This window comes from Pseudomonadales bacterium (assembly GCA_024234615.1).
GTDB lineage: Bacteria > Pseudomonadota > Gammaproteobacteria > Pseudomonadales > IMCC2047 > JAJFKB01.
On the sequence record JACKNY010000003.1, the window covers coordinates 48,949 to 72,788 of the forward strand.

The 23,840-nt window shown below is 47.9% G+C and carries 30 protein-coding genes; 17 read left to right on the forward strand and 13 right to left on the reverse strand.

Features of this window, described 5'->3' with window-relative positions; all coding sequences use genetic code 11:
• Positions 1 to 63: 63 nt before the first annotated feature.
• The 4 genes from maf to H6995_12895 form a co-directional block, all read right to left on the reverse strand.
• Positions 64 to 651, reverse strand: coding sequence for a septum formation inhibitor Maf (gene maf / locus H6995_12880; protein ID MCP5215891.1), 588 nt, complete (start codon positions 649 to 651; stop codon positions 64 to 66).
• 29 nt (positions 652 to 680) lie between these two features.
• Positions 681 to 1,163, reverse strand: a complete 483-nt coding sequence (mreD, locus tag H6995_12885; protein ID MCP5215892.1) for a rod shape-determining protein MreD — start codon at positions 1,161 to 1,163, stop codon at positions 681 to 683.
• Positions 1,163 to 1,981, reverse strand: a complete 819-nt coding sequence (gene mreC, locus H6995_12890; protein ID MCP5215893.1) for a rod shape-determining protein MreC — start codon at positions 1,979 to 1,981, stop codon at positions 1,163 to 1,165. The genes mreD and mreC overlap by 1 nt, the downstream gene beginning before the upstream one ends.
• 294 nt (positions 1,982 to 2,275) lie before the next feature.
• Complete coding sequence (locus H6995_12895; protein MCP5215894.1) at positions 2,276 to 3,310, reverse strand: rod shape-determining protein; 1,035 nt, start codon at positions 3,308 to 3,310, stop codon at positions 2,276 to 2,278.
• Between the two features lie 233 nt (positions 3,311 to 3,543).
• Between H6995_12895 and gatC the strand changes: the two genes are divergently transcribed.
• The 4 genes from gatC to H6995_12915 all read left to right on the forward strand — a co-directional run bounded on the left by gatC (position 3,544) and on the right by H6995_12915 (position 7,174).
• On the forward strand, positions 3,544 to 3,831 hold the full coding sequence (gatC, locus tag H6995_12900; GenBank protein MCP5215895.1) for an Asp-tRNA(Asn)/Glu-tRNA(Gln) amidotransferase subunit GatC: 288 nt from the start codon (positions 3,544 to 3,546) through the stop codon (positions 3,829 to 3,831).
• 76 nt (positions 3,832 to 3,907) lie between these two features.
• On the forward strand, positions 3,908 to 5,362 hold the full coding sequence (gatA, locus tag H6995_12905; protein ID MCP5215896.1) for an Asp-tRNA(Asn)/Glu-tRNA(Gln) amidotransferase subunit GatA: 1,455 nt from the start codon (positions 3,908 to 3,910) through the stop codon (positions 5,360 to 5,362).
• Positions 5,363 to 5,408: 46 nt separating this feature from the next.
• Entirely contained in the window at positions 5,409 to 6,869 is a 1,461-nt protein-coding gene (gatB, locus tag H6995_12910) for an Asp-tRNA(Asn)/Glu-tRNA(Gln) amidotransferase subunit GatB (protein MCP5215897.1), read from the forward strand.
• An 8-nt stretch (positions 6,870 to 6,877) separates the two neighbouring features.
• Positions 6,878 to 7,174 carry a PA4642 family protein gene (locus tag H6995_12915; protein MCP5215898.1) on the forward strand — a complete coding sequence of 99 codons (297 nt, stop codon included), beginning with the start codon at positions 6,878 to 6,880 and terminating at the stop codon, positions 7,172 to 7,174.
• On the opposite strand, the gene H6995_12920 is transcribed toward H6995_12915, so the two are convergent.
• A complete protein-coding gene (locus H6995_12920) occupies positions 7,171 to 8,139 on the reverse strand; it encodes an integron integrase (GenBank protein MCP5215899.1) in 969 nt (322 codons plus the stop codon). The genes H6995_12915 and H6995_12920 overlap by 4 nt on opposite strands.
• A gap of 247 nt (positions 8,140 to 8,386) precedes the next feature.
• Between H6995_12920 and H6995_12925 the strand changes: the two genes are divergently transcribed.
• The 6 genes from H6995_12925 to H6995_12950 all read left to right on the forward strand — a co-directional run bounded on the left by H6995_12925 (position 8,387) and on the right by H6995_12950 (position 12,301).
• Positions 8,387 to 8,773 (forward strand): ankyrin repeat domain-containing protein, encoded by a 387-nt coding sequence (locus tag H6995_12925; GenBank protein MCP5215900.1) that lies wholly within the window; start codon positions 8,387 to 8,389, stop codon positions 8,771 to 8,773.
• A gap of 94 nt (positions 8,774 to 8,867) precedes the next feature.
• Positions 8,868 to 9,710: a hypothetical protein gene (locus H6995_12930; GenBank protein MCP5215901.1), complete on the forward strand. Its 843-nt coding sequence runs from the start codon at positions 8,868 to 8,870 to the stop codon at positions 9,708 to 9,710.
• Positions 9,711 to 10,197: 487 nt separating this feature from the next.
• The gene (locus H6995_12935) at positions 10,198 to 10,842 is read left to right on the forward strand and encodes a hypothetical protein (GenBank protein ID MCP5215902.1); all 645 of its coding nucleotides are present in this window, start codon (positions 10,198 to 10,200) and stop codon (positions 10,840 to 10,842) included.
• A 115-nt stretch (positions 10,843 to 10,957) separates the two neighbouring features.
• Complete coding sequence (locus tag H6995_12940; protein ID MCP5215903.1) at positions 10,958 to 11,431, forward strand: hypothetical protein; 474 nt, start codon at positions 10,958 to 10,960, stop codon at positions 11,429 to 11,431.
• A gap of 91 nt (positions 11,432 to 11,522) precedes the next feature.
• Entirely contained in the window at positions 11,523 to 11,831 is a 309-nt protein-coding gene (locus H6995_12945) for a hypothetical protein (protein MCP5215904.1), read from the forward strand.
• Positions 11,832 to 11,956: 125 nt separating this feature from the next.
• Positions 11,957 to 12,301, forward strand: a complete 345-nt coding sequence (locus H6995_12950) for a hypothetical protein (GenBank protein ID MCP5215905.1) — start codon at positions 11,957 to 11,959, stop codon at positions 12,299 to 12,301.
• A gap of 504 nt (positions 12,302 to 12,805) precedes the next feature.
• Here the strand turns inward: H6995_12950 and H6995_12955 are convergent.
• Both H6995_12955 and H6995_12960 read right to left on the reverse strand, forming a co-directional pair.
• Positions 12,806 to 13,150 (reverse strand): IS110 family transposase, encoded by a 345-nt coding sequence (locus H6995_12955; GenBank protein ID MCP5215906.1) that lies wholly within the window; start codon positions 13,148 to 13,150, stop codon positions 12,806 to 12,808.
• Positions 13,128 to 13,586 carry a hypothetical protein gene (locus tag H6995_12960; GenBank protein MCP5215907.1) on the reverse strand — a complete coding sequence of 153 codons (459 nt, stop codon included), beginning with the start codon at positions 13,584 to 13,586 and terminating at the stop codon, positions 13,128 to 13,130. Before H6995_12960 ends, H6995_12955 begins: the two co-directional genes overlap by 23 nt.
• Positions 13,587 to 13,797: 211 nt before the next feature.
• Between H6995_12960 and tehB the strand changes: the two genes are divergently transcribed.
• The 5 genes from tehB (at position 13,798) to H6995_12985 (ending at position 16,891) form a co-directional block, all read left to right on the forward strand.
• Positions 13,798 to 14,364 carry a tellurite resistance methyltransferase TehB gene (tehB, locus tag H6995_12965; protein MCP5215908.1) on the forward strand — a complete coding sequence of 189 codons (567 nt, stop codon included), beginning with the start codon at positions 13,798 to 13,800 and terminating at the stop codon, positions 14,362 to 14,364.
• Between the two features lie 92 nt (positions 14,365 to 14,456).
• The gene (locus H6995_12970) at positions 14,457 to 14,834 is read left to right on the forward strand and encodes a nuclear transport factor 2 family protein (protein ID MCP5215909.1); all 378 of its coding nucleotides are present in this window, start codon (positions 14,457 to 14,459) and stop codon (positions 14,832 to 14,834) included.
• Positions 14,835 to 15,006: 172 nt separating this feature from the next.
• Positions 15,007 to 15,375 (forward strand): HNH nuclease family protein, encoded by a 369-nt coding sequence (locus H6995_12975; protein MCP5215910.1) that lies wholly within the window; start codon positions 15,007 to 15,009, stop codon positions 15,373 to 15,375.
• A 112-nt stretch (positions 15,376 to 15,487) separates the two neighbouring features.
• Positions 15,488 to 15,931 (forward strand): NfeD family protein, encoded by a 444-nt coding sequence (locus H6995_12980; protein MCP5215911.1) that lies wholly within the window; start codon positions 15,488 to 15,490, stop codon positions 15,929 to 15,931.
• Between the two features lie 39 nt (positions 15,932 to 15,970).
• Complete coding sequence (locus H6995_12985; protein MCP5215912.1) at positions 15,971 to 16,891, forward strand: paraslipin; 921 nt, start codon at positions 15,971 to 15,973, stop codon at positions 16,889 to 16,891.
• Between the two features lie 172 nt (positions 16,892 to 17,063).
• On the opposite strand, the gene H6995_12990 is transcribed toward H6995_12985, so the two are convergent.
• Together H6995_12990 and H6995_12995 are read right to left on the reverse strand one after the other, a co-directional pair.
• Positions 17,064 to 17,507: a DUF4124 domain-containing protein gene (locus H6995_12990; GenBank protein ID MCP5215913.1), complete on the reverse strand. Its 444-nt coding sequence runs from the start codon at positions 17,505 to 17,507 to the stop codon at positions 17,064 to 17,066.
• Positions 17,508 to 17,605: 98 nt separating this feature from the next.
• Positions 17,606 to 18,757 (reverse strand): alpha-hydroxy-acid oxidizing protein, encoded by a 1,152-nt coding sequence (locus H6995_12995; protein ID MCP5215914.1) that lies wholly within the window; start codon positions 18,755 to 18,757, stop codon positions 17,606 to 17,608.
• A 212-nt stretch (positions 18,758 to 18,969) separates the two neighbouring features.
• Here H6995_12995 and H6995_13000 point away from each other — a divergent pair, with 212 nt between their 5' ends.
• Positions 18,970 to 19,512, forward strand: a complete 543-nt coding sequence (locus tag H6995_13000; protein MCP5215915.1) for a peroxidase-related enzyme — start codon at positions 18,970 to 18,972, stop codon at positions 19,510 to 19,512.
• Between the two features lie 39 nt (positions 19,513 to 19,551).
• Positions 19,552 to 20,073: a GNAT family N-acetyltransferase gene (locus H6995_13005; GenBank protein ID MCP5215916.1), complete on the forward strand. Its 522-nt coding sequence runs from the start codon at positions 19,552 to 19,554 to the stop codon at positions 20,071 to 20,073.
• A gap of 60 nt (positions 20,074 to 20,133) precedes the next feature.
• On the opposite strand, the gene H6995_13010 is transcribed toward H6995_13005, so the two are convergent.
• From H6995_13010 to H6995_13025, 4 genes are all read right to left on the reverse strand, one after another.
• Complete coding sequence (locus H6995_13010) at positions 20,134 to 20,703, reverse strand: hypothetical protein (protein ID MCP5215917.1); 570 nt, start codon at positions 20,701 to 20,703, stop codon at positions 20,134 to 20,136.
• 89 nt (positions 20,704 to 20,792) lie between these two features.
• Entirely contained in the window at positions 20,793 to 22,046 is a 1,254-nt protein-coding gene (locus H6995_13015; protein MCP5215918.1) for a DUF711 family protein, read from the reverse strand.
• Positions 22,047 to 22,052: 6 nt separating this feature from the next.
• Positions 22,053 to 22,394, reverse strand: coding sequence for a histidine triad nucleotide-binding protein (locus H6995_13020; protein ID MCP5215919.1), 342 nt, complete (start codon positions 22,392 to 22,394; stop codon positions 22,053 to 22,055).
• A gap of 132 nt (positions 22,395 to 22,526) precedes the next feature.
• The gene (locus H6995_13025) at positions 22,527 to 23,756 is read right to left on the reverse strand and encodes a spore maturation protein (GenBank protein MCP5215920.1); all 1,230 of its coding nucleotides are present in this window, start codon (positions 23,754 to 23,756) and stop codon (positions 22,527 to 22,529) included.
• Between the last annotated feature and the right edge of the window lie 84 nt (positions 23,757 to 23,840).

The window sequence follows — 23,840 nt, forward strand, 5'->3', positions numbered from 1 at the left end:
AAGCCAGTATTTTATCGCCTTTTCTTTTAAAACGATCCATTTAAACCTAGCCCAAACTACTCTTCAATTCCAGATAGGTACATCAAATTCGGCTAACAATTGTGCCGTCTCCATCAACGGTAATCCCACCACATTGGAATAGCTACCTTCAATGCGGGCAACAAAAATACTCGCATAGCCCTGGATGCCATAAGCTCCGGCTTTATCGCAAGGCTCTCCCGTTTGCCAATAGGCTTCAGCTTCACCCTCTGCCAACACACGAAAATACACCTCCGTGACCACTGTCCGGCTATCCTCCCGACCAGCCTGAACAATGGCAACCGCCGACCATACCTGATGTGCTTTACCTGATAGATGTCGCAACATAGCCAAACCATCTGTTCGATCCAATGGCTTACCCATGATACGACCATCACAAACCACCGTTGTATCCGCACCCAACACCGGTAATTTTAATGCTAACGCAGATTGCTGCCATCCCGCCCGTGCTTTAGCCAAAGCCAGCCTTGTCACATAGGTTTGCGGAGACTCCCCAGAACGCAAGCTTTCATCCACCCTCACCCGGAGAGTTTCAAAGGTAACACCGATTTGCGATAGCAACTCACGACGACGTGGTGAAGCCGAGGCAAGGTATAACTTAGGGTTAGCCAAAAACCCTAACTCCACGTCGGCACTTGCTTTTAGTTAACATTAAAATTACGCCTCACTCCGCGCATCACCACGAACACCCAAGGCCATAGTAACGCGCTAACGAACGCTGGCACCAAAAACATCAGCGTTTGCACCGAAGAGCCCAAGATTCCTTTAATCCAATGACACAAAAATTGATTTAAAGCAACCAAGACAAACACAGACAGCGCCTGCTGCAACCAACTGAACATGCGTAGTCTTTGGTAAAACAAGAGGGAGAAGTAAGCAACGACCGTCAGCGCCAGCGCATTGAGTCCCAGTAAGCTTCCTTCCATCACATCCAGCACGATACCCAAGGACCAGGCGACGCCAAAGCCGATTCTTTCCGGCAAAGCAACCAACCAGTAGAAGAGCACCAACAACACCCATTCCGGACGCCAGCTTTGTAGATTCTCCGGCAAGGGTAACAAACTTAATATGAGCGCAATGATTAATGAAACCAGAATTACACCGCTACCGGATCGCCGTGCCATTATTCTTCTCCCTGCGCTGGGGTGCTTGCAGTGCCAACCGGCTGCGGACTAGATACTAGAATCACCTGCCTGCTGCGTGCCAAACGTGCGCTCGGCTTAGCCGTCACCTCAGCAAAGGGTTGACCGGGATCGTGTTTCACTGTCGCCACTACCGCTACCGGATAGCCAAAGGGAAAACGACCACCCAGCCCCGAACTAATCAGCAGGTCACCCGGTTGGATATCTGCGGTATCAGGCAAATTCAAAAGCTCCAACTCATCGAAAGACCCCTTTCCGGCAGCAATGGCCCGCACACCATTACGGTTGACCTGCACTGGCATCGCATGACGCGCATCACTGATCAATAGTACCCGACTGGTATAACGGTTAACCGTCGTCACCTGCCCCATAACCCCCCGTGCATCCACCAATGCTTGTCCTGCCACCACACCTTCTCGAAAGCCTTTGTTGATTACCAGCTCGTGTGTGAAGGGATCTGGATCGATGCCGATGACCTCCGCCACCATCACCGTTTCATCCAGTTGGGCAGCACCATTAAGAAGCCCCCGCAGCCGAATATTCTCCGCTGCCAAGGCTTCCATTTTCTGAAGTTCGCGCTGTAAGATCAACGCTTGGGATTTGAGCTCTCCATTTTCCGTATGCAGTTGCTCGTAATCGGCACTCATACGATCCACCCAATGCCAAAGCTGCGAAGGTACGTCAGCCACAATTTGAATGGGCGCTAACGCAGTGCTTAATATTGAGCGCACCGCATCCATTTGCCGGAATCGATAATCAGCAAATAGCAGCGCCAATGAGGCGACGGAAAATACTAACAAACGTAGACCAATGTCCGTATCTTTTAAAAATAACGGCTTAATTGCCTAACCCCTTGTTATTTTTGTATTTAATCATAAACTTCACCTATTATTCGGGAAAGCCTTGGGCAACACAATGCCTAACGCCTGTATTTCTCAGCAAACTTTTACCGCAACAGCTTGATAACATGTCCTCCACCTGTGCGGCATGACGCGCCCTAGGTAAAACGAGGGTGGTGAAACAAAAAAACCGCTATCCCAAAAGATGCGGTTTTTTGGTTAGCCTAGACCAGCTAGACCATCGCTATTTTTAAGTTAATCTCGAGAGGTCAAATCTACCCCGAGATCGATCCACTCCAATGCTTTACCGCCGCCCCGAGCAACACAGGTGAGAGGATCATCAGCCACTAATACCGGCAACCCGGTTTCTTCACTCAGCAAACGGTCAAGGTCGCGCAATAACGCACCACCACCGGTAAGCACCAAGCCGGTTTCCGCAATATCCGATGCCAGTTCCGGCGGCGATTGCTCCAACGCACTTTTTACTGCTTGCACAATGGCCGACAACGGTTCCTGCAAAGCTTCCAATACTTCATTGCTATTGAGTGTAAAACTGCGCGGTATACCTTCCGCCAGGTTACGCCCACGCACGTCAATTTCACGAACTTCGTCGCTGGGATAGGCCGAGCCAATTTCCTGCTTGATTCGCTCCGCTGTTGCGTCACCGATCAGGCTGCCATAGTTACGTCGTACATAGGTAACAATCGCTTCATCAAAACGATCACCACCCACACGCACTGATTCGGCATAGACAATACCGCTGAGAGAAATAATCGCAATTTCAGTAGTACCGCCACCGATATCAATGACCATAGAACCGGATGCTTCATCGACAGGCAAACCAGCGCCGATTGCCGCAGCCATGGGCTCATCAATCAAATACACTTCGCGGGCACCCGCCCCTAATGCCGACTCTTTAATTGCCCGGCGCTCCACCTGCGTTGATTGGCAGGGCACGCAGACCAAAACCCGCGGGCTCGGTTTGATAAAATTATGCTCATGCGCCCTGTTAATAAAATGCTGCAACATTTTCTCTGTCACCAGAAAGTCGGCGATAACCCCGTCCTTCAGTGGTCGAATCGCGGTGATATTACCAGGCGTCTTACCGAGCATGCGCTTAGCATCGGTACCCACAGCGGTAACGGTTTTTTGGTTACCCACCGTACGAATGGCCACCACCGAAGGTTCATTCAGAACAATACCTTTATCGCGCACATAGATAAGGGTATTGGCGGTTCCCAGATCAATGGATAGATCCGTTGAGAATAAACCACGTATTTTTTTAAAAATCGACATGTATAATCGCCTTGAATTTGGCCTTATTGCGCTAAATCCGCAAATGTATCAACGCTGGGGATTTAGAGCAAGGCAGAAATGTGGTAAGTTCTGCTTCTTTTTCCAGGCCAGCGTGCTGGCCGCTAAAATCCGTTTGTGTAAGCGCCACTCAATCCGCAAAAATAGAGCACGGCCACGCTACAAACATTGAATTAATTGAACAGTATAGATCAAATGCGAGAGAAAGGATGACAATCCAACGAACCGACGTACAAAATGCCGCTCACCTGGCGCGTATTGCAATCGATGAGAACGACATCGAGGGTTACACACAAGACCTTGCCAACATCCTCGCCCTTGTCGACCAGATGCAAGCAGTCAACACCGACCAGATCGAACCCATGGCACATCCAACGGATGCAGTGCAACGCCTGCGCCCCGACCAGGTCACCGAAGAAAACCAGCGGGATTACTTCCAGCAAATCGCTCCCGCAACAGAAAATGGTCTGTATTTAGTACCCCGAGTAATTGATTAACCAGATTGCGAGTGATTAATCACTCAGAGTTGCCGGGCTTTCGCCGGGTCTACAATGATTTCAGGATATAACCCCAATGCACAATAAAACCATTGCCGAGCTCAGCCAAGGGTTGGCCAAAGGCGAGTACTCCAGTGTCGAACTCACCCAGGATTTTTTGCAGCGCATTAAGCGCCTTGATGGGCAATACAACGCCTTTATCAGCGTCACCGATGAACAGGCAATGAATGCTGCCCGCCACGCCGATAGCATGAGAACAGCAGGCGACGCGAAACCCTTTACCGGCATACCCATTGCCCACAAAGATATTTTCCTGACCCAAGGTATAAAAACTACCTGTGCCTCAAAAATTTTGGATAATTTCATCGCCCCCTATGACGCCGCTATAGTGACCCAGTTTAAGAATGCGGGCGCGGTTTGCCTAGGCAAAACCAATATGGACGAGTTCGCCATGGGCTCCTCCAACGAAACCAGTTTCTATGGCCCAGTGAAAAACCCCTGGGATACCACCTGTGTACCCGGCGGCTCTTCCGGCGGTTCTGCGGCGGCAATTGCGGCTCGTTTGGCGCCAGGGGCCACCGCCACCGATACGGGCGGCTCCATTCGCCAACCTGCCGCACTGTGCGGCGTGACGGGTCTAAAACCAACCTATGGTCGTATTTCTCGCTGGGGCATGATTGCTTTCGCCTCCAGCCTCGACCAGGCCGGCCCGATTGCCCGCAGCGCACAAGATTGCGCCATGATGCTGGATGTCATGGCCGGATTCGACCCGAAAGACTCCACCAGCATCGACAGCCCCGTGCCCGACTATTGCGCAGACCTCGACAACAGCTTGGAAGGTTTACGCATCGGCTTACCGAAAGAGTTTTTTAGCGAGGGCTTGGATCCGGCTATCGCCGAAGCAATCCAAACCGCAATTCGGGAATATGAGAAATTAGGCGCCACCGTCAAAGAAATCAGCCTACCGCACAGCGATCTTTCCGTGCCGGTTTACTATGTGATTGCTCCCGCGGAATGTTCCTCCAACCTATCTCGCTTCGACGCCGTCCGCTTTGGCTATCGCTGCCAAGACCCCAAAGATTTGGAAGACCTTTATAAGCGCTCCCGTGCCGAAGGGTTTGGCCGTGAAGTGAAACGGCGTATTTTAATCGGTACCTACGTACTATCCGAAGGCTACTTCGACGCCTACTACCTCAAGGCGCAAAAACTTCGCCGTCTGATCAAAGAGGACTTCGTTAAAGCCTTCCAGGAAGTCGACGTTATTATGGGCCCAACTTCACCATCGACCGCCTTTAATCTCGGCGAAAAAACCAGCGACCCAGTGAGCATGTACCTAGCAGATATCTTTACCATATCCACCAATTTGGCGGGGCTACCAGGTATGTCCGTGCCCTGTGGTATGGTCAATAACAAACCGGTTGGGTTGCATTTAATCGGCAACTATTTTGATGAAGCACGGTTATTGAATATCGCCCATCGCTACCAGCAGGCAACCGATTGGCATCAGCAAAAACCGAACAACATTGAATAGAGATCGACTCTAAGAATCAAATTGAGAACAAGAGGCTAAACAGACAATGCAATGGGAAACTGTGATCGGATTGGAAATTCACGTCCAACTCGCCACCCAATCTAAAATCTTTTCCGGCTCCAGCACCGCCTTTGGCGCTGAGCCCAACACCCAAGCCAGCGCCATCGATCTTGGCTTTCCCGGCGTACTGCCCGTGCTCAATGAAGAGGCGGTGAGGATGGCGGTTAAATTTGGCTTGGCGATTGATGCCCATATTGGCGAAAAATCCGTCTTCGCACGCAAAAACTATTTCTATCCCGACTTGCCCAAAGGCTATCAAATCAGTCAGATGGAGTTACCTATCGTCGGCAAGGGCCATATTGAGATTACGCTGGACGACGGATCAATCCGGGAAATCGGCGTCACCCGCGCGCACCTCGAAGAAGATGCGGGGAAATCCCTGCACGAAGCCACTTTTGAAATACATGGGCACGGCATGACCGGCATCGACCTCAACCGCACCGGCACACCTTTATTGGAAATCGTTTCCGAGCCGGATTTACGCTCTGCCAAAGAAGCCGTTGCCTATCTTAAAAAGATTCACTCACTGATCCGCTATTTGGGTATTTCCGACGGCAATATGGCCGAAGGCTCCATGCGCTGCGACGCCAACGTTTCGGTGCGGCCAAAAGGACAAAAGGAATTCGGCACCCGTGCGGAAATCAAAAACGTTAACTCCTTCCGCTTTGTTGAAAAAGCCATCAACCATGAAGTAGAACGCCAGATTGACCTGTTGGAAAGCGGCGGCAAAGTTGTGCAGGAAACGCGGCTTTACGATTCCGACAAGGACGAAACCCGCTCCATGCGCAGCAAAGAGGAAGCCAACGATTACCGTTACTTCCCCGACCCTGATCTGCTACCAATTGTGCTGGAAGCAGATTACATTCAAGCTATCCGCGACAGCCTGCCCGAGCTGCCTCAGCAAAAGCGCCATCGGTTTATCGATGAATTCCAACTCACCCCCTACGATGCGGACTTACTTTCCAGCGAACGTGAGACCGCCGAATTTTTTGAAACCGTGGCACAGACTATTGGCGATGCCAAGCTTGCCGCCAACTGGGTGAATGGCGAACTCGCTGCGGCCTTAAACAAAGACAATACGGAAATAAGCCAAAGCCCCATTTCCGCCGACCAATTGGCAGGCCTACTGCAACGTATTCAGGATGATAGTATTTCCGGCAAAATGGCCAAGACCGTGTTTGAAGCCATGTGGAATGGTGAAGGCGATGCCGATCAAATCATCGCCGCCAAGGGACTCAAACAGGTTTCCGACAGCGGCGCGATTGAAGCCCTGGTGGATGAGGTTATCGCCAACCATGCAGCACAGGTCGAAAACTACCGCAACGCCGACGACAGTAAGCGTCCTAAAATGCTCGGTTTTTTTGTCGGGCAGGTGATGAAAGTCTCGAAGGGGCAGGCCAATCCAAAGCAGGTTAACGAGATACTTTTAAGTAAATTAAACACTTAGGAACAAAAATGGCATTAAAAAAAGACAAAGCAAAAGTCATCGATGAAGTATTCGACGAGGCACGCTTAAAATTATTTCTGAATATCCGCCCTCCGGAAGGTGTCAATTCTGACTACAACATACTGGAACGCGCCTATCGAGGCATGACCGCCGACTACTTTGCCCAGTTTTTAGCACTTTTTATTAGCGCTGGCCACGATATTAATGCGCAGAACCCTTTAGGAAAAACCCTGCTAAGCGTGATTTCTCAACATCAGCAGGCGGGAGATTATATAACAGCACTAAAACAGCACGGTGCCATCTAGATCAGGTCAGATAAAGGGCTACGCACCCCCCGCGCACCTCGATTCAGCACATGCGTATAAATTTCTGTGGTTTTAACGTCAGCATGGCCCAATTGCTCTTGTACGGTGCGAATGTCTGCGCCGGATTGCAGCAGATGAGTGGCAAAGGAATGGCGCAGGGTGTGACTGGTGACGTCTTTTTGAATGTTTGCTTTTTGGCGCGCAGCTCGGATCATTTTGTTAACGGCAGACTCATCAACATGATGACGACGTAACTTAACCGTTCCAGGCTCCAAGCTGAGCCGCGTAGACGGAAACAAATACTGCCAACCCAACTCTTTACTCGCGCTAGGGTACTTGCGAGATAGCGCGTTTGGCAACCATACACCGGCGTAACTCTCAACCAAGCAATCCACTTCCAGCAATTTTTTAACCTTCAGCACTTGCATCTTAATCAGGTTAACCAGCTCAGGAGCAAGAGTGACTACTCTGTGTTTTCCGCCCTTGCCATACCAAATTTGCAATTGTAAGTGATCAAGATTAACGTCTTTTACACGCAGCCTAACCAACTCAATACGCCGTAATCCCGATCCATAAAGCAACGAAACCATAAGTAGCCTAGTGTCATCGAATTGGGCAATTAAAGCACGTACCTCATCCTTATTAAGAACTACCGGCAGCTTGCGCTGCCTACGAGCATGGCGAAAGTCTCCAATATCTCCTATTGGACGCTGTATGACATTCTTATAGAGAAAGACCAACGCGTTCAGCGCTATAGCCTGAGTAGCAGAGGAAACCTTCCGGTGCACCGCTAGATACGTTAAGAAAGCTTCAACGTCAGCAGCGAGCAACTCATTGGGGTGTTTTTTCTTATGGAAAATAATGTAGAATTTGATCCAGTATAAATACGACTTAATCGTTCTGGGGCTGTAATTACGTACCAGCATATAATCCCGGATTGTCCGAAGGAATGGCGAAGATGACATTAGGAACTCCTTATCCTTTAAATACTGTACAAATAAACAGTATATTTATTTTCAAAGAAGTCAATTCTTTTTTTCTTAAAGCCGGCCCGATATTTCTGCGTCCGACGTTTATCTATTATTTTTTTGTTTTGTTTTTCAATAAGTTGCTGACTGCGTAAATGTTGCGAAAAAATTAAATGCCAGCCCGATAATAATTATTATGAGGCCGCTGGCCTCATAAACATACTGTTAAATTCAAAGAGGCCCAATGAGCCAACTCGACGAATATAAAAGGTCTAAACTTCATTATCTCTGTATTGACTACCCAGAGGGTGATCGGGTGAGGATATTGAAGGAGCTTGTTGAGTCAGGTGAAGATGTTAATTTGAAAGATAAAAATGGGTGGTCACCATTGCATTTTGCTGCACAGGAAGGCGATAGCATTATTGCAAAAGAACTAATTGATCTTGGTGCAGATATTGCCGCAGCTGAATGTAATGGCAACACACCGCTATGGGTCGCAACAATGAACTCAAATTCTTCCAATAAATTAATTCATGTTTTACTAGAAGCCGGAGCAGACCCCGACAAAGAAAATAACCATGGAGTATCTCCCATGGAAATAAGTCCGGAGCTATTCAAAAATGGAATTTAACAAGCGGCTCCACTGGAAAAATTTTACTGTCACCTTTTTAGCGCTGCGCGGCAAAAAAGCCGCCAGCAAAATTTTCCCGTGAGCCGGGCGTTAGATGCCACAGGAGAACTATGTGAAACCTTCAAAAATCTTAATCTCAATCTTTGTTGCACTGGTAGTTTCTGGCTGTGACCAGCTTGCTCCAGCACCGACGATTGATGCGTCTTCCGATGAATCAATGAAACAATCGGCTCAGGAAATACGAGAATCTCTGCCTGAAAACGAGCGAGCCGAATTTGACAAAGCATTGCAGGTTTTGGCGTTTAGCCAAATCAATCTCAACGATATATTCGCTGAGGGTGCAGCGGGCGCTGGAAATCTTGAGGGGAAAATGCGGGAATCATTACACGGCAAAACAGCCCGAGAAGTTGTAGCTGAAGCCGAGCGTATCCAGCGTGAACGAAAAGCGCGAGAGAAGGAACAGGCGCTTAACGAAATCAAAGAACTGGAGCAAGAAAAAGCAGATGCCGCTGCGGCGAGAGAGCAGCTTAAAGCATTCGAGATTATTCGCTCACGCTTTCATATGAAAGAGCAGCGGTATAGTGGCAAGCAACCAGTCATCGAGTTAACTGTAAAAAATGGCACAAGTTCTGCGGTATCAAGAGCGTACTTCGAGGGAACAATAGCCAGCCCAAATCGCAGCGTTCCTTGGCTAAAGGATACTTTTAATTACAGAATTTCTGGAGGTCTAGAACCGGGAGAAGAGGCAAGTTGGAGCCTTGCGCCAAATATGTTCTCTGACTGGGGCAAAGTTGAAGCACCTGCGGATGCAATCTTTACCGTAACAGTCGAGCGCTTAGATGGCGCTGACGGTGAAGCATTATATTCTACAACTGGCTTTTCCGAGCGCGAGCAAAAGCGCTTGGCAGAGTTAAAACAAAAATACGGTTTGGAGTAAGTGGCATCTAACAATTGCATGGAGAGGGACGCATTTTCCGCTACGCCCTTCGGGCTACACTCCAAATGCGCCCCTCATGCAGAGCGTTAGAGGTTACAGTGGAAATTCACGGTTACTCCAAGGAAGAGCAGTACGCTGAAGATCTAATACCGGCCGAGCTAGCAGAAATCACGCTTGTCGCATCTCCTAAAGAGCTACGGCGCATTGCTAAATTTCTCGAGAACTGTGCAAACGGAATCGAGAGGCATGGGAAATCTTGGAGTCATGAGCACTTATCCGACCAAGACAAGAGCTTTGAAGACTCGCCACACTTCGTTGTTTACAATCCAGAGTACGAGCTGTGACCTCTAACAAGTCGCTCAACGCTGCTCACTTCGTTCGCCGGACGTCCAAAAGCTACGCTTTTGTCCGCCCGTTAGCTTAATCGTTATATTTAAATCGGCTGCTAGATTGCGAAACACTCTTTATTTGTGCAAGGATGCTGGTCATGGGGAAACGATCCAGAATAAAAGGGAAAAAACCAGGTAGACCGTTGCCGCCGTCAAAACCACAGCTAGGAAAAAAGCGACTGGCCAGAGACAAATTCGCCATTTTAAACTTAAAGCTGGTGTTAGTTTATCTTCGCTATCATTTGTTGCGCTTGTGGGCAATTGTGACAACTGTTGTTTCATTAGTTTTGGCATATTTGCAAATACTTCCTGAAGTTGATCTGGTTTATGCGGGAGAGAATCGACGTAAAAACGAACACCTAATCCCGCTTCGGATTACTAATAATGGATATTTCGATGTTAGGGTTATAAGAATAATTGGAGTTGGAAGTCCAGATGAAAAGCGCGGGGATGTTTGTGACGGTCTTCTTCGTGGCGCAGGGTATGAAGAAAATCTCCACATAGAAGCGAATACCTCGTACGACATTTTTTACGGCTATAAGGGAACGCCGTCCTGGCATAAATGGGGAGCAGTTCGCGTCATAGTTGAGTATGAAGTTCCTGGACTTTGGAAGCGGTCTGTAAAAAGCGAAGTATTTGTTCCAGACAGAGACAAAGACGGGAATATAAATTGGATATTTGGAAATAGCAGAGATTTTCCACCATGCAAAACTCCGAGTCGCCCTACTGAGAACCATGATTAAACCCTCGTTCCAAAATATAACAAAAACAACAAATTCATTTCGCTTCGCTCCATCGGACGCAGCAAAGCTGCGCCGCTTTTGTAGGCGTTAAGCGACCTAAAATCAGAGGAATAAGATGAAACACACTATAATTTTTTCTGCTTTTTTAGTTTCATCATGTGCAGTGACCAATCCATCTTACAACCAGTCTGGCTTGGCTCCAGAAGAGCTAGCTAGAGTTAAAACATATGTCGTGCCATGGCTGAAGAATGGTCACTCTGCTTCCATCAATCGAGTGTATTCAGAATCCGGAAATCTCCTTCTAGGAAGTAATTCACTTTTCAGTAATGAAGGTGCATTTCTTGGAGTAACGCTTGAACCAGGCAAATACCACTTTGACACGAGATGTGATGATGGTTTTACGTACTCATTTCCCAAGGTCACCGCAGAGGTTAAGGGTGGTGTAAGTTACATTCTATTCTGTGAACGAATAATTGAAGAAAAAGCTTTTTTGGGTTTAAACCAAATTAGAGCAAATCGTGTGAAGATTATCGAAGAAAAAGATTTTTCACCAGATATAATTAGCGATACTAGGTATGAAAAGGAATGATTTCGCTTAACAAGCACATTAAAAATCACCCACAAAAAACGTGGGCTGGACTCGCAAAAAACGCTCGCCTTTTATGTGGGCGTTATATGCCATGAGAAAAGTTATCGCCGCAATATTAGTTTTCGCCTCAAGCATCTGCCATGCCGAGGATTGTGAGCTTATTCTCCATAAGTTGGTCGAAAAGCTGGACCAAAAAGGAGATTTGGCTACGGATAAAAATATTTACCTGAAAAAATTTAGCGCCGACGAGTTTTCAAGTTCATGCTATGTCAGGTACAAAGATTTAGATTATGTCCTATACCTTCACCCAGATGAGGTATCAGTTGTGGTGTCATTCGTTGACTCCAGCACTGGCAATAAGTCGTTTAAAGGGCCATTTTTCTCGGCCTACAGGAAATAGAGTGCATAAAAAGCATATAACAATCACAACCACGTTAGCCCCTTCGGGGCCGGACCTCCACTCCGCGGCTTCGCCACTGCGTTCCGGCCCGTGTTGTGGGCGTTAGAGTGCTTATGGACTCAAGTTTGAAATTAATGCTGTTTGTTTCAATAGGCGGTATCACCGCGTTATTACCGTTGATGTTTATTAAAAGTGAAAAAATGACGGTAAAAAATCTCTCTTTAATGTTTGGGCTGTTTTCTGGAATGTCTGTAATTTTTAGCGGAATTGTGGCAATTGGTGCGAACTGTGGGTTTCTAGAAACGCTATTTATGAAAGGCAGTCAGTGTAATTTCCTGCCCTTTGCGAATACTCGAACTGTGCCAGTAACAAACACGCTTGCATTTATATTTATTGTTCTTATGGTCATCGCCGCGATAAGAGATGCGATATTTAAATTAACTCGGAAACAAGATGATAAAGCACTCTAACATCTATATGACCGCCCCTCGTCAATAGGCAAAACGAGTTTTTAAACCGGCGTCAGCCGGTTTATTCTTTTTCTTATCCTTTGATCTGTTGTCTCTACTGCCGACCCATTTATTGTCGTTCTACAGGTGTGCCTGCGAACAAACATCTATCGAGCATCTGCCTGGCGCAGACCGTTACTTCGGTTGCATCAGGGGTGATGGTCTTTGGGATTCACCATCACGTACTAGAATCTTGCCGGTTACCCTGAATAGTGGTGTGTCAAAGTGTCGGGCTCGCCTAAGTTAAACAGAACAAGGCGTCCAGTTATTGCGCTACTCACGTCAGGGGCAGACACAGTCAATCAATGGTTTAGGTGGCAGTCGCTGCCTCCATTCAAAGCGAGGGCATTGGCGCATTCTCCGATCATGGCATACGTGGTCAAAGCCACCTTTAGGGTTGCCATGAGATCGGTTGGCGCTCGATAAGCCAGTTATGCGTTGTTGGCTGACAGCGACTACCGCAACTCAACGAAAAAAGTAATTCAGATCAAACGCATCCTTGCGCTTAAGCACAAAATAAACAGCCCGCCCCAGCTTGTGGGCCAATATCGACATGGCTTTGCTCTTGCCGTGTTTCTTTTCCAATTTAGCCACGTAATCTTTGGCACGCTGGCTCTCGCGCATGAGCATGCAGGTTGCCTCACTAAAGGCCCATTTCAGATGAGCGTTACCGATCTTGCCGCCACCATAACCATAGAGTTTTCCCGCCGATTCTTTGGCACACTTCACCAATCGCGCATAGGAACAAAAACTCTGCACCCGATCAAAGCGGTCGATATCGCCAATCTCATACATCAGGGTGAGCGCCAATACTTGCCCAATACCCGGGACAGTTTGTAGGCGGTAGTAGGTGCGCGCATCGAACTGCTTGGCATGACGTACGATGTACGTTTTCCAGCTTGACGATTTCATCATGAAGATGATCCGCCAGCTCTAAATCAATCTGGATATTCTTTTTTGTCGCTGGATCTGTGAATAACTCAATGACATGCTGGCGATTGCCTTTCTTGTTGATATTCTTCTCAAAGATGTCGGCATTGTATTGATGGTGGGTAATCTTGATGTGGGCCAGTAGTTCACTGCGAAAGCGTACCAGATTACGGCGTCGTCTCATTAAGTCCCGTACGGGCCGTAATTCTGGCGGATAGGTATAGGCTAAAGGGAAGGTGCCACCCTTGATCAAGCGGGCTATTTTCTCGGAATCGATTTTATCGGACTTGGCTTTACCCCCATGGATCGCCTTCATATACAGGGCGTGTCCGAGAATAAAGGTTATTCGGTCTCTCTTTCAGTTCCGGCATCCTATTGCTCGCTATTAGGTTGTACACTCATAACAAGTCTTTTTACCAATAAGTGAGAAAAGCCCTGTTAGCCCTAAAAGCTTTGGCTATTGTCATTTAACTGTATCTAAAAAGTAGTAATATACTGGCCCTCATTTCAAAAACTAAGTGGATACCATGACTGTTGACCTAAATAGCCGTTACGGCCTAAACCCTGCGCATAGTGAAGTGGTAGAGGCGTGTAAAATTATTGAACCATGCAATGCTTTAGACATGGGCTGTTCCAATGGGCGTAATGCCTTATACCTGAGCCAGCTTGGCTTTAACGTAATCGCAGTAGACAACAACCCAAGCGCTATTGATACGCTGCATCAAATTGTGAACGAAGAGGGAATAGCCAACATTAAGGCGCAGGTGTACGACATCAATAATGCCGGGCTTGATGTGGATTATGGCTTTATTGCTTGCACCGTAACCTTAATGTTTCTCGACTCAGCTCGTGTTGATGCCGTTATTGCTGATATGCAAGAGCATACTCTGCCCGGCGGTTATAACCTGATTGTTTGCGCTATGAGCACTGAAGAACACCCATGTCCAGTCCGCTTCCCATTTACCTTAAAAGCAGGGCAGTTGCGTGAGGCTTACGAGGGGTGGGAGCTGATTAAGTACAATGAAGATGTAGGTACTATGCACAATGGCGCGCAATTGCAGTTTGCGACCATTTTGGCACGGAAACCTAGCTAGGGAACCTAGTTAAATGAATGATGAAGAGCGAATTCTGGCAATTCTGAGGACAGTGCGGAACGGTGGTCGAAGTATTAAAAGTGGAGTTTTTCATGCAACCCAAAAACATCGTGGCGCAGTTCATCGCTGATATCCAGGCCCAGCGTACTGATGAGGCAAAGACCTTGCTGGTTACTGAGGGGTTTGAATATGTAGGGCCGAATATGCGTTTTCTTAGCCCGGATGACATGATGACCTACCAATTCGGTATGTTTGCCATCCAGAAAGACCTGATCCTCCGCCAGCTCAGTGCCGATGGGGAGCACGTGTTCGCGATCCTTGATTACCGGACCAACTTTGAACCGATCGGGGACGTACGGCTGGCAGTCTGGTTTCGTGTCCGAGACGACAAAATCCAGACGGTTGAAGCCTTCTATAATGCGGCAGTGGTTGAAAACATGCTGGGGGGAAACCTCCCTTCAGTCAGCTGAAATAACGACGGAATACCGGTTATTAGTCCGGCCCTGTTAGGCCGGTAATACCAGACACCCACCAATTAAAGAATGACAACAGGGCGGCAAAAGTCACGCTCGCAATTTGATTGGTGGGTGTCTAGTTTGAAAAGAGTATAATAGCGCCGAATTAAATTTCGCAGGATCGGCTATGTCATCCAATCGTTCGCCAGACAAGCTCAACCAAGTTGTCATCCAAGCTCGCCGCGCTCGGGAAGAAAGGGAAAAGGGATATCGAGAACGAGCGCTAAGAATGTATCCTTGGGTATGTGGTCGCTGTGCCCGTGAGTTTACTCATCAGAATTTGCGTGAATTAACCGTCCATCATCGCGACCACAATCATGACAATAACCCTGCAGACGGCAGTAACTGGGAGTTGCTATGCCTTTATTGTCACGATAACGAACATTCACGTTACATTGATTCAGACTATGGCAACACCCCAGCCGATACAACCAAAAGCACAGCCACCCATAACCCCTTTGCCAACTTGGCAGATATGCTCAAAGATAAAAAATAATCCCGGGCATTTGTGGATACTGGAAGTCTTTAACCCTGGCGAACAGATTTACTATTCTCCTGGTTTGTGTATAGTCGTGTAGTCACAAAATTAACCTTAAGGAGAAAGGAAGATGCCTTGGTGGGGATGGGTAATTTTTGGAGTGTTACTACTTGGCTCTGAACTCTTTGTCGTCGACGTCGCATTCTACTTGGTCTTTATCGGCATTGCTGCGGCAATAACCGGCTTAGTGGGGTTAGCTGGTATTGAGCTTGCGCTTTGGGGACAGTGGTTGCTGTTCGCGGCGCTCGCCATCATTTCAATGGTGTTATTCCGTGAAAGGCTCTATCAAAAGATTCGGGGCGGAGGAGTTGATTACAAAAGCGGCCCAGCTGGCGAGCATATACGGTTAGAGGAAACCATCGCGCCCGGAGATACTTGTCGTTTAACCTACCGCGGTACCACTTGGACTGTGCTTAATAATGGATCGGAGATCATCGAGAAAGGGCAAACCGCAGAGATCAAAAAAGTCGAAGGTCTAACGCTAGTTTTAAATAACTCGGAAACTATCAATTAGAAAAGGGAGCATCACAAAATGTTTGAGAATGCAGCATTCATGACGGCAGTTTCGATAGCTATTATTGCCATTATCATACTCGCTAAAACCGCAGTCATCGTCCCCCAACAAAGCGCCTATGTGGTAGAGAGCCTCGGCAAATACAGCCGGACGTTACGTGCAGGATTTCATATACTCATTCCCTTTATCGAAAGGGCCGCGTATAAGCACAGTCTCAAGGAATTAGCGATCGATATTGCGGAGCAAATCTGTATTACCAAGGATAACGTACAGGTCGGCGTCGATGGAGTGTTGTATCTGCAGGTGCTGGATCCGGAACGGGCATCTTATGGCATCACCGATCATATCTTTGCCATCTCTCAACTGGCGCAAACCACGTTACGTAGTGAAATTGGTAAAATCGATTTGGATCGTACCTTTGAAGAAAGGGCTTCGATCAACGGCAATGTTGTCGCAGAACTGGATAAGGCCTCAGACCCTTGGGGTGTAAAAGTACTGCGTTACGAAATAAAGAATATCAACCCTCCCAAGGATGTTCTAGGCGCGATGGAAAAGCAGATGCGGGCAGAGCGGGAAAAGCGCGCGGTGGTATTAACCTCCGAAGGTGAGCGAGATGCTAAAATTAATGAAGCGGAAGGCGATAAGCAACGCGTCATTAAACAATCCGAAGCGGTCAAACAGCAACAGATCAATGAAGCCGAGGGCGAAGCGAATGCGATCTTAGCCATCGCCTCCGCAACCGCCGAGGGTTTGCGCCAAGTAGCCCTTGCCTTAAAAGAGGAAGGCGGTGAAGCAGCGATGAAACTGCGCGTTGCCGAGGACTATGTGACACAGTTCGGGAAGTTGGCAAAAGAAAGTAATACGCTGGTTGTGCCCGCTAATTTGGCGGATATTTCGTCCATGATTGCGCTTGCCACCAGCATCGTAAAAAGTGACTCAACATCGCCTAGCAATTCATGATGGCATCGGGGGAGAGCTATCAGAGAGCGTAAAATGAAACTACTTGCGTTGCCATATTTTCACGATTGTGAGAAAGCACACTGAGCGCTCAACCATAAAGCCACCCTCTTACAACCAATCTTAATTAACGCTGGAGTCGCTGAATCGACAGTGGAACGAAGCCTCTATCAAGCTAACGAAAATTGCTGAGTTTGCAGGCTTCATCCTCAACCTCCTTCGCCATGTCAACCCGCTTATTGTAGTAGCGCTTACTGTTCGTCGAACTGGCCTGCGCCCGATATTGCTTCATTCGTACCAGGTCACTTTTCGCTTTCTCGCAGGCGATCTGCTTAGTCGCCTTTTCCTTTTCACGTTGTTGCGCAGCGAGAATTCGCTCCCGTCTTAGCTGTTCCTGTTTTATCTTGTCCTGCTCAAAAAGCGCCTTTGCTGCCTTTTTATTAGGCGGGGGAGTACCATGATGGATCGGCTGCTCAACTTCTAAAACTTCGGACTTAACCTCCATCGGCGGTGTGTCGGTAAAATGGATCTTGCCATTTTTATCGGTATATTTGTAAATCTCGGCCCAAGCATATTGGCAGATAAAAAGGCAAACAATCAGGAATTTCATGAGTTTCATCGCATTAAAAACCTATTTAATGCTAGTACGCAGATAACAGAGCGTCAAATAAGGGCCAGAATCTACAGCGTCGATCAATGCCGCTATAGACTTCAACACTAAGGACGTAGAACCAACATATTTTCGTTCAAATCAGCAAGACAAGGACAGCCCATCAGCATCATATCCCGTTCCAGTTCATTGCGAAGAAGAGCAATAGCACGCTCCACTCCAGCCTGCCCCGCCGCTGCTAACGCATAGAGATAAAACCTGCCGCCAGAACAGGCGGTAGCACCTAACGCAAGCGCTTTAAGTACATGGGTACCGCGTCGAACACCGCCATCCAGAATAATTTCAATCTGCCCGCCGACAGCATCAACAACCGCTTTTAAATGATCGAAGGGGGCTCTTGAGCCGTCTAACTGCCGTCCGCCATGGTTGGAGAGCATGATTGCACTAGCACCAATATCTACTGCTCTTTTAGCATCGGCAACCGACATCACGCCCTTAATGGCGAAGGGTTTTTGCCATTGTTCAATCATCTTGGCCGCATCGTCCCAGGAGATGCGGGAATTAATGTGGTGATTAATATAGTCCACAATCGAGGATTTCATATTGCTACCATCTTGTACATATTTCGAAACATTAGGTAAATCAAATTTATCCTTGAGCAGATAGTTCAAAGACCATTGTGGGTGTAATGCAAAACTGAGCATACTCGAAAGGGTGAGTTTTGGTGGTGTACTCATACCCGTCACATAATCGCGCTCACGATTGCCCGCCACAATAGTATCGACCGTAAGCGCCAGCGCATCAAAATTGGCGGCTTTACAGCGATCAATGAGATCGACCGTCATAGCCGAATCCTTATGTACATAAATTTGAAACATTTTCGGCGCCTGGGTAAGTGCGCCCATTTCCTCTATGCTGCAAGTTGCAATAGTTGACATGCCGTACATAGCACCAAACTTTTCAGCTGCCTTGGCGGTTGCTTTCTCACCCTGGTGATGGAACAGGCGCTGTAAAGCAGTGGGCGCGAACAGCAATGGCAGCTTCAGATTTTGCCCCAAAACTTGAGTGGTGAGATCGACCGAGTCAATACCTGCCAACACATTCGGCACTAGGTCGCAGCTGTTAAAGGCATCGGTATTGCGCCTTAGCGTCACCTCATCATCCGCACCGCCGTCAATGTAATGAAAAATAGGGGCAGGGAGTTTTTGCTTGGCTAATTGTCGAAAATCTCCAGTATTGTAACAATTTTTTAATCTCATCTGGCTGAGCACCTTAGCTGAAAGCTGCTAAACTGACGCAAACGAACGCCTTAAGCAATAAACTGTAAATATTATGGTTTGCGGTTACAACCGGGTCCAGGTTGGCCTGAGCCAATGTGCCTTCGTCCACAAAAAGACTTATCATAACCACTGCCCCTATCCATTCAATTAAAACACTTGATGCAGACTATAGAATTTAGGAGTAAATCGCTATGCCATTCCTCAGCTCGATAGAAGAAAATGCTCGTCCATCCACCATATTGAAAAAATTTCCCGAAAGCGGACGTTTAATCATGCAGTTTACGGAGCAACTCATTCGTGGCCCCGCCTCCCTGACAACGGCGGAACGCGAATTGATTGGCGCTTTTACCTCCGGCTTAAACGCCTGTCAGTTTTGCTGCGATACACATTCAGCCACAGCGGAAGTACTGGGCATACCAAAAGGCCTGATTGACGATCTGATCATGGATATCGACAATGCCGATATTACGGATAAAATGAAACCCTTGCTCAACTACGTGAAAAAGCTTACGGAGAAGCCAACACAAGTAACTCAGGCAGATGTTGATGCTATCTTTGCGGCAGGCTGGGACGAGGATGCTTTTTACCATGCGGTATCCATTTGCGGGCTATTCAACTACTACAACCGTTTGATTGAAGGCTATGGGGTTAAATCAGCACCGGAGTACCGTGATTTTATTGGCGAACGGCTCGCAAACGAAGGTTATTCGTCGGCGCTTGATCATAATGATTAGTTAACCCAAATACTGGTCAACATTGGCAACACGGTGTCTATGATTTTTAAGGTTCCTGATACTTTAGTCACTACGCGTTTAAATCTGCGTCAGTTTACTGCGGCTGATTGGGATGATATGGCTCGATATTATGCTGACGAAGTAATCACTCGCTTTACCACTGGCAAGCCACTCTCGCGCAACGAAAGCTGGCGCACCATTGCCTGCATGATCGGGCATTGGCAAATTTACGGCTATGGCCCTTATGCCTTGGAGCTACAGGATACCGGGCAGCTGCTCGGTGTCGCTGGATACTGGTATCCCGGCGGCTGGCCCGAGCCTGAAATAAAATGGGGGTTACTCAGGGAGTACTGGGGGCAGGGCTATGCCAGCGAAGCGGCGCGTGCGATTTTGACAGCGGCGGATGGATACCTGCCTGAAATCCCCTTTGTCAGTTTGATTCATGTTGAAAATCAGGCATCAATCAATCTGGCACTCGCGCTAGGCGCGACCTTTGAGAAAGAGATAGATTTTTGGTGGGGGCGCTTTGGTATCTACCGTCACAAAAAGAGTAACAAATGAAGAGGTCCTCGCTAGTCCCAATCAGCGCCCTTACTGTTTTTTTGGGGCTATCCTAGAGAACTAAGACTCTTCGACAAGTTCGATAAAACCAGTGTATAGACCATCCAGCAAACCGTGCGCGGAAAACATCAGTTCCTGTAATCCATCCCCGCCCAGAATTTCAATATCCAACCGTCCTTCACCGTCATCCGCCAGCACTCGAAAGGTAGTGCTTTTATTGAGTACAAAGGTATTCCCCACAAAACGGATACTCTGTACTTCCTGCTCCTGCTTGGCTTTCTCGACACGGGTTTTAATCAACGCTAAAAAACTCTGTAGCCGTTTTTCTATTTCAGCAACGTCCATGTTACCGGCTTGCTCGGTAAATTCGATTTTTAGCGCAGGTTTAGCGACAATGCTGCGCAAATAACGATACGTGTCAGCCCCCTCTTCCTGCAATTTGAAATTCACCCGATAATCCTCAGTACCTCCGTGCACTTCAAGCTGATTACTCAGAGTCACTTCTGTGATTTCCCGGTCATTGCGGAAATTAAAGTTTTTCTCGATATCAATGGACTGAATACCATAGCGCTCTAAAAATTTAGTCAGCAGCGATTCGGTTAAGGTACTTAATTGGTGTAACTGACTCATCAATTGGATCTCTTCAAACAGGTTCAATAGTGCAAAGTAGCGGATCAATCTGGCTTCCGCTGAGCGTATAACAGGGCTTATTTTAAAGCTTAATCGATCTTCATTACCACCGAATCAACTAGATAAGGGTTATTAAAGCGGGCGATATCTCCCACTTTTAATCCTGGTAACGGCAGCAATCGCGCTGACAAGGGTTTTTGGTACTTGGTCGCTAACGCCGCCATATCACCGATTAAGGCGGCAATCGCATCGGATGTAGTATCACCCGCTAGAGGCACCACATCAAGCCCAGTACCGCACACGCTGGAATAGAGGAGTAATTCGGAAACTGAGTAGCGGCCTTCCGCCGCCCGCGCTGACAGAACGCTATCCTCTAAAACCGGCAACATGAGTCCAGAATAGCCACATTTTTTTAGGTTGAGTGATTTGAGAACGTCGGTAATAGCCGCACATCCCGCCAGCGTTGAGGCACTGCCAAAAGGCGCTCCGGTCAATATTTCGATTGCTTGACCAATACTGGCATCGGGTGCCGGCGCCGGTGACACATCCATACCCAGGTAGCGGCGCTGTGATTGCCCGGCAAGGATTAACGCTTGTTTTGCCAGCGGCTCATAAAGATTTTCCATCTGTTGTTTTAATCTGCGCTTGGCATCACTCCTATCCGATGTCTCACTAAAAACTGTCTGCAACAGACGTGGCGACTCAAGCCCAAGACTAAAGGCTGGTTTTCCTTGGTGATAAGCCGCCGGAAAAAATGGCGTCCCAGGCGGACAAAAAGCACTAGCCGCGAAGCGAAAGTTCCCTTCGCCATTTGTAAGCACCTGAGCAATTGATTGTATCGCTTCAGCGGCAACATCAACGGTCTGCTGATGAACGCCCAACTTGGTAGAAGCAACCTGCACCGAAAAGTTAATACTCTGGGTATTTTTAATCAGCTCCGCAGCCCAGGCCGCAAAATCTTTTTTCAGAAGGTTTTTTGTGATCACCGGGCCAATGCTGAAATTCAGCTGATGTGCCGTAGCGATCTGGTCAAGCTTTAGTAATTTTTCTATGCTTCGATCGCTTGACCAATCCTCGCAGTATTCTGTCAAGGGCTGAGTCGCCACCCGCACCGTCTGCACCTCATAACCTAAAGCTTGGTAAGAGGACCTTGCTTGCAGCAAAAATTCAATGGCGTTCATCAGGCTGGTAGTATCGCTAGTATTTTGCATCTGTACACCAGCGGTAATTGTTCTGATTCGGAACAATTTCTGCCCGGCACCAGCAACCCTTGGCATCATTCCCATTAGCGCTCCCGCCCCCAGCAATCCAATGATTTCTCGTCGCGAAAACTTAGTATTCATGTTGGCCTACCCCGGCGGCCACATAAAATCGCGCCCGCCCAAAACATGCAAATGCAGATGAAATACGCTTTGCCCCACCGCAGCGCCATTATTGATAACTAAGCGAAACGCATCCCCATAACCTTCATTGCTTGCAAGGTCCGATGCTACGGTCATCAAATGTCCGAGCAAAGGCTCATCCGCTGGCTCAGCATCTACCAATTTGGCTATACATTTTTTCGGAATCACCAGGATATGCATGGGTGCTTTGGGGTTTATGTCACGAAAGGCAAGGCATTGCTCGTCTTCATAAACGATGTCAGCGGGAATTTCACGGTCAATAATTTTCGTAAACAGTGTGTCTGTCATAAAAGTACCTCGCTGCCAAGACTAGGCTCATGAATCATCTTGGAAAAACATCAAATGTGGATAGAGAAATTGTCGCAGCTATTGATAGGGGCTGTCCAGGCTTGCGTTCTCTGCATGATAGCTTTGTCTGTGCTATCCAAAAAACCAATAAGAAACCAAAATTGCAGTGATGATACCAACGAGATCGGCAAAGAGCCCACAGGCAATGGCATGACGTACCTTTTTAATACCCACGCTGCCAAAATAGACGGCCAGCACATAAAAAGTTGTCTCCGTGCTGCCTTGAATCGTTGCTGAAACTAAAGCGGGGAAAGAGTCAACCCCGTAGGTGGACATGGTTTCTAACATCATGGCACGCGCACCGCTGCCGCTTAACGGCTTCATCAGTGCGGTCGGCAGTGCTTTGACGAACTCTGCATCCAAGCCCAAACCAACGACCAAGCGTTCGATAATCCATATTAGTCCATCTAACACGCCGCTGGCGCGAAAAACACCTATGGCCACGAGCATTCCGACCAGATAAGGAATAATACGCACCGCCACACCAAAGCCCTGTTTAGCTCCCACAATAAAAGCTTCATACACATTAACTCGGCGGTAATAGCCATGCACAAGAAACAGCATGATGACAGCAAAAAGAATAAAGTTACCAAGCTGCGTCGAGAAGGGTGCCATCGCCTCCGGTGGCATTTGCGCTAAAGTAAAGACGAGCATAGACAGGAGCAAAATAAAACCCGCGATATAGGCCCACACTACACGATCCCAGATCGGTAATTTTTGAATACTGGCAGTCAGCAACAGACCAGCCAGCGTCGATGCTGTCGTCGCTAACAATATCGGGATGAACACCAAGGCTGGCTCTGCTGCACCCTGCTGCGCGCGGAACAGAAATACAGTCACCGGTAGTAAGGTGACTGAAGAGGTGTTGAGTACGAGAAATAATATTTGCGCGTCTGAAGCACTATCCTTGCTGGTGTTCAAGGATTGCAAATCACGCATGGCTTTGAGCCCCAAAGGGGTTGCCGCATTATCTAAGCCAAGCACATTGGCACCCAGATTCATAGTAACGGAGCCCAGCGCCGGATGCCCTTGCGGTATTTCGGGCATCAGTCTGCGAAACAACGGCGCGAGCAATTTCGCTACCTTGGCGATCATACCGGAAGCTTCTGCCACCTTAAAAAAGCCGAGCCAAAGACAAAGTACACCAATCAATCCAAGCGAAATTTCAACGCCCAGTTTGGCCATATCGAAAGTGGCGGTAATAACATCGGAGAAAATATGTGCTTGGCCCATCAACAGCCATTGCAAAAGGCTGGCGATAAACGCAAGCAGGAAGAAACCGAACCAAATATGGCTTAACACTTAACCACCCGGTTCGGCATAAATTCGCAAGTGCAATAGTGAGCAGTTCAGATTTCTCCTGCCAGCTTGCCACACGGCCAACGC

Bases quoted from the DNA above. Each gene is read 5' to 3' on its own strand.
- mreD (MCP5215892.1), bottom strand. From the start codon at position 1,163: ATGGCACGGCGATCCGGTAGCGGTGTAATTCTGGTTTCATTAATCATT.
- gatC (MCP5215895.1), top strand. From the start codon at position 3,544: ATGACAATCCAACGAACCGACGTACAAAATGCCGCTCACCTGGCGCGT.
- gatA (MCP5215896.1), top strand. From the start codon at position 3,908: ATGCACAATAAAACCATTGCCGAGCTCAGCCAAGGGTTGGCCAAAGGC.
- gatB (MCP5215897.1), top strand. From the start codon at position 5,409: ATGCAATGGGAAACTGTGATCGGATTGGAAATTCACGTCCAACTCGCC.
- H6995_12915 (MCP5215898.1), top strand. From the start codon at position 6,878: ATGGCATTAAAAAAAGACAAAGCAAAAGTCATCGATGAAGTATTCGAC.
- H6995_12920 (MCP5215899.1), bottom strand. From the start codon at position 8,139: ATGTCATCTTCGCCATTCCTTCGGACAATCCGGGATTATATGCTGGTA.
- H6995_12925 (MCP5215900.1), top strand. From the start codon at position 8,387: ATGAGCCAACTCGACGAATATAAAAGGTCTAAACTTCATTATCTCTGT.
- H6995_12930 (MCP5215901.1), top strand. From the start codon at position 8,868: ATGCCACAGGAGAACTATGTGAAACCTTCAAAAATCTTAATCTCAATC.
- H6995_12935 (MCP5215902.1), top strand. From the start codon at position 10,198: ATGGGGAAACGATCCAGAATAAAAGGGAAAAAACCAGGTAGACCGTTG.
- H6995_12940 (MCP5215903.1), top strand. From the start codon at position 10,958: ATGAAACACACTATAATTTTTTCTGCTTTTTTAGTTTCATCATGTGCA.
- H6995_12945 (MCP5215904.1), top strand. From the start codon at position 11,523: ATGAGAAAAGTTATCGCCGCAATATTAGTTTTCGCCTCAAGCATCTGC.
- H6995_12960 (MCP5215907.1), bottom strand. From the start codon at position 13,586: ATGAAGGCGATCCATGGGGGTAAAGCCAAGTCCGATAAAATCGATTCC.
- tehB (MCP5215908.1), top strand. From the start codon at position 13,798: ATGACTGTTGACCTAAATAGCCGTTACGGCCTAAACCCTGCGCATAGT.
- H6995_12970 (MCP5215909.1), top strand. From the start codon at position 14,457: ATGCAACCCAAAAACATCGTGGCGCAGTTCATCGCTGATATCCAGGCC.
- H6995_12975 (MCP5215910.1), top strand. From the start codon at position 15,007: ATGTCATCCAATCGTTCGCCAGACAAGCTCAACCAAGTTGTCATCCAA.
- H6995_12980 (MCP5215911.1), top strand. From the start codon at position 15,488: ATGCCTTGGTGGGGATGGGTAATTTTTGGAGTGTTACTACTTGGCTCT.
- H6995_12985 (MCP5215912.1), top strand. From the start codon at position 15,971: ATGACGGCAGTTTCGATAGCTATTATTGCCATTATCATACTCGCTAAA.
- H6995_12990 (MCP5215913.1), bottom strand. From the start codon at position 17,507: ATGAAACTCATGAAATTCCTGATTGTTTGCCTTTTTATCTGCCAATAT.
- H6995_12995 (MCP5215914.1), bottom strand. From the start codon at position 18,757: ATGAGATTAAAAAATTGTTACAATACTGGAGATTTTCGACAATTAGCC.
- H6995_13000 (MCP5215915.1), top strand. From the start codon at position 18,970: ATGCCATTCCTCAGCTCGATAGAAGAAAATGCTCGTCCATCCACCATA.
- H6995_13005 (MCP5215916.1), top strand. From the start codon at position 19,552: ATGATTTTTAAGGTTCCTGATACTTTAGTCACTACGCGTTTAAATCTG.
- H6995_13010 (MCP5215917.1), bottom strand. From the start codon at position 20,703: ATGAGTCAGTTACACCAATTAAGTACCTTAACCGAATCGCTGCTGACT.
- H6995_13015 (MCP5215918.1), bottom strand. From the start codon at position 22,046: ATGAATACTAAGTTTTCGCGACGAGAAATCATTGGATTGCTGGGGGCG.
- H6995_13020 (MCP5215919.1), bottom strand. From the start codon at position 22,394: ATGACAGACACACTGTTTACGAAAATTATTGACCGTGAAATTCCCGCT.